At 69.3% G+C, this 9,043-nt stretch carries 9 protein-coding genes; 7 read left to right on the forward strand and 2 right to left on the reverse strand.

Going from position 1 to position 9,043, the window contains the following annotated elements; translation table 11 throughout:
• The first annotated feature begins 302 nt into the window (after positions 1-302).
• From G3O00_RS36335 to G3O00_RS36350, 4 genes are all read left to right on the forward strand, one after another.
• Positions 303-1,226 carry a DMT family transporter gene (locus tag G3O00_RS36335; protein ID WP_206145892.1) on the forward strand — a complete coding sequence of 308 codons (924 nt, stop codon included), beginning with the start codon at positions 303-305 and terminating at the stop codon, positions 1,224-1,226.
• Positions 1,227-1,293: 67 nt separating this feature from the next.
• Positions 1,294-2,073, forward strand: a complete 780-nt coding sequence (locus G3O00_RS36340) for a HAMP domain-containing sensor histidine kinase (protein WP_206145893.1) — start codon at positions 1,294-1,296, stop codon at positions 2,071-2,073.
• Between the two features lie 76 nt (positions 2,074-2,149).
• The gene (locus G3O00_RS36345) at positions 2,150-3,493 is read left to right on the forward strand and encodes a hemolysin family protein (protein WP_011355838.1); all 1,344 of its coding nucleotides are present in this window, start codon (positions 2,150-2,152) and stop codon (positions 3,491-3,493) included.
• A gap of 22 nt (positions 3,494-3,515) precedes the next feature.
• A complete protein-coding gene (locus tag G3O00_RS36350; protein ID WP_206145894.1) occupies positions 3,516-4,100 on the forward strand; it encodes a thiamine phosphate synthase in 585 nt (194 codons plus the stop codon).
• A 73-nt stretch (positions 4,101-4,173) separates the two neighbouring features.
• Here the strand turns inward: G3O00_RS36350 and G3O00_RS36355 are convergent, their stop codons facing one another.
• The gene (locus G3O00_RS36355; RefSeq protein WP_206145897.1) at positions 4,174-5,826 is read right to left on the reverse strand and encodes a DUF3459 domain-containing protein; all 1,653 of its coding nucleotides are present in this window, start codon (positions 5,824-5,826) and stop codon (positions 4,174-4,176) included.
• Between the two features lie 309 nt (positions 5,827-6,135).
• Here G3O00_RS36355 and G3O00_RS36360 point away from each other — a divergent pair, with 309 nt between their 5' ends.
• The gene (locus tag G3O00_RS36360; RefSeq protein ID WP_206145895.1) at positions 6,136-6,843 is read left to right on the forward strand and encodes a class I SAM-dependent methyltransferase; all 708 of its coding nucleotides are present in this window, start codon (positions 6,136-6,138) and stop codon (positions 6,841-6,843) included.
• A 125-nt stretch (positions 6,844-6,968) separates the two neighbouring features.
• Positions 6,969-7,637 (forward strand): glutathione S-transferase, encoded by a 669-nt coding sequence (locus tag G3O00_RS36365; RefSeq protein WP_206145898.1) that lies wholly within the window; start codon positions 6,969-6,971, stop codon positions 7,635-7,637.
• A gap of 24 nt (positions 7,638-7,661) precedes the next feature.
• Here the strand turns inward: G3O00_RS36365 and G3O00_RS36370 are convergent, their stop codons facing one another.
• On the reverse strand, positions 7,662-8,315 hold the full coding sequence (locus G3O00_RS36370) for a DUF1345 domain-containing protein (RefSeq protein WP_011355843.1): 654 nt from the start codon (positions 8,313-8,315) through the stop codon (positions 7,662-7,664).
• A gap of 137 nt (positions 8,316-8,452) precedes the next feature.
• Between G3O00_RS36370 and G3O00_RS36375 the strand changes: the two genes are divergently transcribed.
• Positions 8,453-9,043 (forward strand): metallophosphoesterase (locus G3O00_RS36375; protein WP_206145896.1); only part of this gene is annotated, 591 nt, incomplete at its 3' end.

The raw sequence follows: 9,043 nt of genomic DNA on the forward strand, positions 1-9,043 counted from the left end.
CGCCTGCTCGCACCAGTCGGCCCACAGCGCGAGGCGCTTGCCTTCATGCAGCACATGCAGCGACGGCAACCGGCCGAGCAGCACATCGAGCGCATCGCCGCGATAACGCGGCGCGCCGACAAGCGCAGGCAGCTCCATCATCAGCAACTCCGACGCCCCCCCGGCGCGCGCCCCGCGGCGCGCCGCCCGCGGCGCCGCCGCGACGCACGCGCCGCCGCCGCATTGCGCAGGTTTGCCGACAGCCTTGCAATCTCGGCGTAAACTAGCGGATTACGCCGCCCGCAATCTTCAGAAGAATTCCAATGAAGCCCGAAGCCCGCAAGCACCTCCGAGCCAACCTGCTGATGCTCGCCGCCGCCGCAATCTGGGGCTCGGCTTTCGTCGCCCAACGCCTGAGCCTCGACGTGATCGGGCCGTTCCTGTTTACCGGGCTCCGATTCCTGCTCGGCGCGCTGGTGCTGGTGCCGCTGCTGCTGCTGAACACGGCGTCGCGCACGCAACTCGCGGCGATCCGCCGTGAGCCGAAGCTGCTGCTGCCGGGCCTCGCGCTCGGCGGGCTGCTGGCGGTATCGATTTCGCTGCAGCAGATCGGCCTGCAGTACACGCGTATCGCCAACGCGGGCTTCATCAGTTCGCTGTACGTCGTGATCGTGCCGCTGATGGGTGTGTTCGCCCGTCACCGGATCGGCCCGGGCACGTGGTTCGGCGCGCTGCTCGCGGCGATCGGCCTGTATTTCCTCAGCATCAACGAGCACTTCTCGGTGCTGTACGGCGACTGGTTCCAGCTCGCCGGCGCCGTGATCATCGCCGCGCACGTGATGGCCGTCGGCCATTTCGCGAAGCGCCACAATCCGCTCGTGCTCGCGTTCATGCAGTTCGTCGTGTGCGGCGTGGCGTGCCTCGCGGTCGGCCTCGTCGTCGAGCCGGTCAGCGGCACGATGCTGCGCAACGCGCTGCCGACGCTGCTCTACGGCGGCCTGCTGTCGGTCGGCGTCGGCTATACGCTGCAGGTCGTCGCGCAACGCGATGCAGCGCCCGCGCACGCGGCCGTGATCTTCAGCATGGAAGGCGTGTTCGCGGCGATCGCCGGCTGGGCTGCGCTCGGCGAAACGCTGACGCTGCGCGCGCTCATCGGCTGCGCGCTGATGCTGGCCGGCCTGCTCGCGTGCCAGCTGCTGCCGAACGGCGACGCCCGGAAAAAGGACGAGGACGCGCTGCCGGCGTGACACGCACCGTCCCTATAATGGCGGTTCGCGTGACTTCCACGCCAACCGCTTCCGACAGGCCAGCTCCGTGACGTCCACTTCCGTCGATCCCGCCGCCGACCTGCTGCGCGAACGCGCAGCGCATTACGCCACCCAGGCGGCGCTGTTCCTGCGCGACCAGGCGCTCTCCACCGCGTCGCACGACCTGCGCAGCCCGCTGAACGCCATGCATAGCTGGGCGTACGTGCTCGAGCGCCAGCTCGCCAATGCCGATCCGAACCTGCAGCGCGCGCTTGCGGGCATCCGCACCGGCATCGACCAGCAGGTCGCGCTGATCGACGACGTGCTCGACGCGCCGCGCGCCGACACGCGCACGCTCGCCCTCAAGCCGCAGCCGTTCGCGCTGCGTGCGCTGCTCGACGACACGATCGCGCTCGTCCGTTTTGCGCTCGCCGACGCACGGCAGGTCGCGCTCGATGCGACGCTGCCGGATGGCGAACCGTCGCTGACCGCCGACCGCGAACGCATCGCGCAGGCGCTCTGGACGATGCTGACGACCGCGGTCGAAGCCAGCGCCGCCGGTAGCCGCGTGACGTTCGCGTGCGCCCGCGACGGCGTGCAGTTCACCGCACGCGCGACCTGCACCGTCAACGCCGGTGCGCTCGCCGATCCCGCGCAGCCGCACGCGTTCGAATCGTTCGCACGACGCGAGATGCTGCGCGAGCGCGACGCCAAGCGGATTGCCTGGACGCTCGCGCTCTGCCAGCGCGTCGCGCTCGCACACGGCGGCACGTTCTCGCACGACGCGTTCGCCGACGGCGCAACCGCCACCCTCACGTTCTCCGTCCCCGGTGAGGCGCCGGTGTAAGCAATCGGCCGCCCGACACATTACAAATTCCTTTCTGGCTCTATACTGATGGGCCTGTCATAACCGGAGTGTTTCTTTGTTACAGATCTTCGCGCTCATCGGCGCGTTGTTCCTGGTGGCCCTGAACGGGTTCTTCGTTGCGGCCGAATTCGGCCTCGTCAAACTGCGCGCCACGCGCGTCAAGACACTGGCCCGCAAGCACGGCCTGCGCGGCCGCATCCTCGGCATCGTGCACGGCCGGCTCGACGCGTATCTTTCCGCGTGCCAGCTCGGCATCACGCTCGCGTCGCTCGGCCTCGGCTGGGTCGGCGAACCGGCCTTCGCGCAACTGCTCGGCCCGCTGCTCGACCTGATCGGCGTGCAGTCCGAACGTGTCGTGCACCTGATCTCGCTGGTGTTCGCGTTCTCGCTGATCTCGTTCCTGCACATCGTCGTCGGCGAACTGGCGCCGAAGTCGATGGCGATCCGCCAGTCGGAGAAGGTCGGCCTGTGGGTCGCGCTGCCGCTCTACGCGTTCTACTGGGCGATGTATCCGGCGATCTGGGTGCTCAACAACAGCGCCAACGCGGTGCTGCGGCTCGCGGGGTTGTCCGCCGACCACGGCGGCGACGCCCACTACTCGACCGACGAGCTGAAGCTGATCCTGCGCAGCCGCCGCAGCACGGCCGGCAATCCGGCCCAGCCGGCGCGCGGCACGTACAGCAACGACGAGTGGAACACGCTCGCTCATTCGCTCGATTTTTCGTCGATGACGGTGTCGGACCTGATGCGGCCGGCCCATGAAATGATCGGCCTGCGCCGCGACCTGCCGCTGCCCGACAACATGGAGATCGTCGCGCGGCACCGCTTCAGCCGCTATCCGCTGTTCGAGGATGCGTCGCGCGAACAGGTGAGCGGGCTGATCCACCTGAAGGACCTGCTCCTCGCGCGTCATGCCGGCGCAGCGCTCGAAGACCTGTCGGACTACGTACGCCCCGTGCAGTACGTGAAGCCCGACACGCCGGCACTCGACCTGTTCCGCCGCTTCCGCAAGGGCGCGCCGCACTTCGCGCTGGTCGGCAACAAGGGCGAGAAGCCGATCGGCTTCCTGACGCTCGACAACCTGCTCGGCGCGCTGGTCGGCCAGATTCACGACGAGTTCCGCCAGGGCGACGCCGACTGGAGCCGCCTCGACGACGGCACGCTGATGGGCAAGGGCAGCCTGCCCGTCGTATCGCTCGAACAGGCGCTCGGCATCGACATCGACGAAGGCCGCGCGGAATCGGTCGGCGGCCTCGTGATCCAGGCGCTCAGCGACCTGCCGACTGAAGGGCAGCGCGTGTCGTTCGACCGCTTCGACGTCGTCGTCAAGAAGATGAACGGGCCGCGCATCGTGCTCGTGCGCGTCTACCCGAAGATCGCGAAAGAGGCCGACGAATGACGGCCGCGCTTCGCCGCATGCGATGAACGCCACGCTGCCGCGCTGCTGTGTGATCACGCCGGAGCCGGCGTCCGCGTCGGCAGCCGATGGCGCGGCGTTCCTCGACCGGCTGTCGGCCGTGCTCGCGCGCGGCGAGACACTCGTGCAACTGCGCGTGAAATCGCTCGATGCAGCCGCGTTCGCGCAACTCGCCGCCGAGGCGCTCGCCCGCTGCAACGCGGCCGGCGCGCACCTGATGCTGAACGGGCCAATCGATGCGGCCGGCGTGATGCAGCTCGACGGCGCCGGCTGGCATCTCGACGGCACCGCCTTGCGCGCCGCCGTGCAGCGGCCGTTGCCGGCCGGAAGATGGGTGTCCGCCGCCTGCCACACGCGCGACGACCTCCTGCTGGCCGCGCGCACCGGTGCGGATTTCGTCACGCTGTCGCCCGTGTTGCCGACGCTCAGCCATCCCGGTGCGCCGACGCTCGGCTGGGCACAGTTCGGCGCGCTGGCTGCCGCGGCCGCAATGCCCGTCTTCGCGCTCGGCGGCATGACGCGTACCCACCTCGACGATGCACGCCGCCACGGCGCATACGGCATCGCGGGCATTCGCGGGTTCTGGTAATTCGGGGATTTCCTGCGGTGCAGCCGGGCGCGAATGCGCCCGGCCTCTCAGATTCTTTTACTCGCTCGCATCGTCATGCGTTCAGGTTCGGACGCATTCCGCGCCACATGCCGTCGTCGATGCGACGCGCATCGTGCGTAAGCGCATACCGGTTGACATCACCCGTCAGCCACGCAACGAGCGCATACGGCGGCAACACCCCTTCATCGACCCGGTCGCGCGCCCGCGCCGGCGTCTCGAACACGACTCGCCCTCTCGGTGCGTCGAACGGTACCGCCTCGGGCGACAGGTTCAACGCGATCGTCAGCGTCTCGTCGTCGGCAAGCCGCCACGATGCGAGCAGCGCGTCGGCATCGCCATCGCCGTCCGACTTCAGCGCATGCGCCTCCTGCGGCCGGCAATCGGACAATCGCGGCGCGATCAGCTTCGCACGCACCGCAAGCGCCGACTGCACGAAATGCGCGCGATCGGCATCGCGCGCGGTTTCATCGAAGATCAACGGAATCTGCGGCGTGAGCAGCGACAGCGCAAGTGCGGCCAGACCGGCCTCCTGCCCGTGGTCGCCCTGCCCGCTGTCGCGCCACGCGCCATCGGACAGCACCAGCGACGTCAACGACAGCCCGCTGTCGGCCGCCATGCCTTCTCCCGACCCGGCCGGCTGGAATGCGGCCCCGGCCGCGGTCAGCGCGCGGGCAAGCGTGTGGATCGACTGGTGCGTGGAAATGCCTTCGTGAGCCGACGCGTCGCGCCCCGTCAGCCGGTGCAGCGCGCGTTCGCCGCACCCGTTCCACTGCGCATCGAAATGGGTATCGGCAAGATGCGCCGGATGCCGCTCGCTGCCGAGTACGAGATGGATCAGCCGATCGGCCGGCACGGCCGCGCGCACGCGGTCCGCGATCTCGCGCAGCCACGACACGCCGATCCGGTCGGCTTCGCGCAGCCGCAGCCCGTCGCAACGGTACTCGTCGATCCAGTACAGCGCGTTGTCGCAGAAGAAATCGCAGACTTCCGGATGATCGAGCGCGAGCGGCGGCGCCTGCAGCGGATCGTCGCGCGTATGGAAGAACGGTGCCGCGTAGTGACGCAGCGCATCGGTGCCGCTGCCGAAGCGCGCGTAGTCGAGCTCCAGCAGCACCGCGAGACCGTAGCCGTGCGCGGCGTCGATCAGCGCCTTCAGCGCGTCGGGGCCGCCTTCCGCCGCGAGCGGCGCGAACGGCAGGCTGTCATGCGGCGACGCGAGCAGCTCCAGCGCGGTCACGCCGAGGCGCGCGAGTTGCGGCAAGCGCCGGCGCACGCCGTCGAAGCCGCCCACCGCGTGCGGACGGATCGCATAGAGCGCGATGTCTTCCCACGCGCGCCCGTGCCAGAACGTGTTGCGCCACGTGAACGCGCGCGGATCGACGACCTGGCTCGGGCCGTTGAGCCCCTCGGGTTGCGAGCGCGACGCGGGATCGGGAATCGATACCGCATCGTCGAGGCGATAGCGGTAAAGCGCACCCGCACCACAATCGGCAAAGACTTCGAACCAGCTCGTGCCGGCCGCCGTCATCGGGACGAGCAACGGGCCGAAGCCGGTATCGAGTTCGAGCTGGACCTGCGTGCTGCCCGGCGCCCACACGCGAAAATGCGTGCGCGGCGACACGCCAAGCGCGCCACAGGGCTGGGCGCCGAACGGCAAGCAGTGAATGTAGTGCTGCGCATACGGATCGTGCGGACAATCGGACATCATGCGCTCCTCGTGCGTACCGAGCGGCATGGCCGCGCCAGCGGGGCGCGGCGCATCGGGGCCCGGCAAGCGACGGCCAGGCGGGGGGAGAGAACCGAGTATGCGCCGGTTTCGCCACCGCGATGCATCGCTCCCGGACATTTTTAAATACGAATCGACCCCGGGAAAACCCGCACGCCTGCAGGTCCCGGCGAGTCGGGTAGCCGCCATACCGGAATGACTGCTCGCCTTGTTGCAGCGGTCGCGCACGCTTACGCTCTGCGCCATGCTCGCGGACACGTCGTCCGCGCCCGACCCGAGGAACCCGCCATGTCGCTTCCCGCCAGCGCCGCCAAATTCGATCCGGCACGCGCGCACGAATACGCCGAGCAATCCCGCATCGCGCTCGCCGGCTACGATGCCTGCCACGAGCTCACCGCGTGCATGCTCGCATCGGCAATCGCCGCACCCGAGGCGCGGATCCTCGTTGCCGGCGCGGGCGGCACCGGGCAGGAAATCTGCGTGGCGGCCGCGCTCGAGCCGGGCTGGCGGTTCACGGCCGTCGACCCGTCCGCGCCGATGCTCGCGCTGGCCCGCTTGAACGTCGAGGCCGCGGGCTGCGGCGCACGCACGGCGTTCGTCGAAGACGGCGTCGATGCGTTGCCCGACACGCCCGCGTTCGACGGCGCGACGCTGATCGGCGTGCTGCATCACGTCCCCGGCGACGAAGCGAAGGCGGCGCTGCTGCACGCGATCGCGCGACGCCTGAAACCCGGCGCGCCGCTCGTGCTCGCCGGCAACCATCGCCGCTACGCGGACCACCCTCGCCTGCTCGACGCATGGCAGCAGCGCTGGCGCATGAAAGGCGCGACGCCCGACGCGGTGCGCGCGCAACTCGCGAAGATCCTGCAGGGCGCCGATCCGCCCGCGTCCGAGGAAGCCGTGTTCGGCCTGCTGCGCGATGCGGGCTTCGATGCGCCGCTGCGCTTTTTCGCAAGCTTGTTCTGGGGTGCGTGGATCGCGGTGCGGCGCGCATGATGAAGCGGGGCGGCCGGCCAGGCTCGGTCGGCCAGACGCGGCTCGTCGCGGCGCGTGATGCGTTTCGCGTACGCGCCACGCGCGCTGGGTATGATGTCGTTCCCGCCCCCACTTCCGGCGTCGACATGCTCACCGTCCATCACCTGAACAACTCGCGCTCGCAGCGCGTGCTCTGGCTGCTCGAAGAACTGGATGTGCCGTACGAGATCGTGCGCTACGCACGCGATCCGAAGACGATGCTCGCGCCGCCCGAGTTGCGCGCGATCCATCCGCTCGGCAAGTCGCCGGTCGTCACCGACGACGGCCGTACGTACGCCGAATCGGGCGCGATCATCGAATACCTGGTCGAACGCTACGGCAACGGGCGCCTGGCGCCGCCGCCCGGCACGCCCGAGCGGCATGACTACACGTACTGGCTGCATTACGCGGAAGGGTCGGCGATGCCGCCGCTGCTGCTCAAGCTCGTCGCGCTGCGGATCGCGCATGCGCCGATGCCGTTCTTCGCCCGGCCGATCGCGCGCAAGATCGCGGACACGCTGCAGTCGAGCTTCGTCGATCCGCAGATCGCCCTGCATCTCGGCTATCTCGACGACACGTTAAGCCGCACCGGCTGGTTCGTTGGCGATGGCTTCAGCGCAGCCGATATCCAGATGAGCTTTCCGCTCGAAGCCGCGACCGCGCGCGGGGGCGGCAGCCGGTATCCGGCGATCGCGCGCTTCCTCGACGCGATCCACGCGCGGCCCGCGTACCAGCGGGCGCTGGAGCGCGGCGGCCCGTACGACCTGCTCAAGTAACGCTGCGGATGACCTGGGCCTGCGTCAGCTCAGCAGGCCCGCCGCGACGTTGATCGACAGCCCGAGCACGGCCATGTTGAAGTAGAACGACAGGATCGACTGCGCGAGCACCGAGCGCCGTGCGGAGCGGTTCGTCATCGACACGTCGGCCGTCTGCGACGCGACCGCGATCGTGAACGCGAAATACAGGAAATCCCAGTAATCGGGTTCGGGATTCTGGTCCGGGAAGCGCAGCGCGCGATCGCCGCTCGGCGAGCCGTAATAGAGCCGCGCATAGTGCAGCGTGAAGATCGTCGGGATCAGGAACCACGCGCCGAACAGCGTCGCGGCCGTGATCGCGTAGTGGCTGAGCCCCGCGCTGAAGCCGACGCTCTTGGCGGTCGCGAGCTCGATCGCGATCGCGGCAACGCTCGCGACGGTCGCGAGACACACGACGGTCAGCACGGTCGTCGCGTTTTCATCCTCGCGGATCGCGACTTCGCGCACCTTGTGATGGTGCGCGGTGACCATGCGCACCCACATCAGCACGAGATACAGCCAGATCGCACAATCCCAGCCGATCAGCGCACGCACGGTCGGACGCAGCTGAAACGGCAGCAGCAGCGCGCACAGCACGCCGGCGACGAACGCCGCGACCATGCGCGGCCGGTTGCGTAATACCTGCGGATAAAGCGTCATCGTGTCATTCCGAAAGCGGATGGAAAGGTTTCGGCCGGCGTGCGGGATCGCCCGCTGCGCCGCACCGGCGGGTACTGCCCCGATTATCGTCATTCCATCGTGACGTGGCGATGGGCGCGAGCGCCTAAGATAATGGGATGACTGCCACCGCCCCCCTCTGCCACCATCCGGCGAACACGGTCGGCCGCGACTTCGTCGTCGGCGACCTGCACGGCTGCGTGGATGTGCTGCGCGCGCTGCTGCACGACACCCGCTTCGATCCCGCTCGCGACCGCCTGTTCTCGGTCGGCGACCTCGTCGACCGCGGCCCGGCCTCCGAAACCACGCTCGACCTGCTCGACCGCCCGTGGTGCCACGTGGTGCGCGGCAATCACGAGGAAGTGATGAGCCTCGTGGCACGCGGCAAGCTGTCGCCCGACGCGTGGCGCGGGATCGGCGGCGACTGGGGCGCCGACCTGCCGCCGGAACGGCTGCACGCACATGCAGCGCGCGTCGACGCGCTGCCGCTGGTGCGGGTGATCGGCGACGGCCCCGGGCGCTTCAACGTGCTGCATGCGGAATTCTTCGGCTCGGACGCCGATCTCGACACCGGCAGCTATGCGCACGACGTGCGCGAGCGGCTGATCTGGGGCCGCGATCTCGTCCAGGGGCTCGCCGATCCGGCGCGGCAGGCCGGGCTGTCGCTGACCTGCACCGGGCACACGCCGGTGCGCGCGCCGATCGGGCGC

Source organism: Burkholderia sp. Ac-20384 (genome assembly GCF_017104605.1).
Classification (GTDB): domain Bacteria; phylum Pseudomonadota; class Gammaproteobacteria; order Burkholderiales; family Burkholderiaceae; genus Burkholderia; species Burkholderia lata.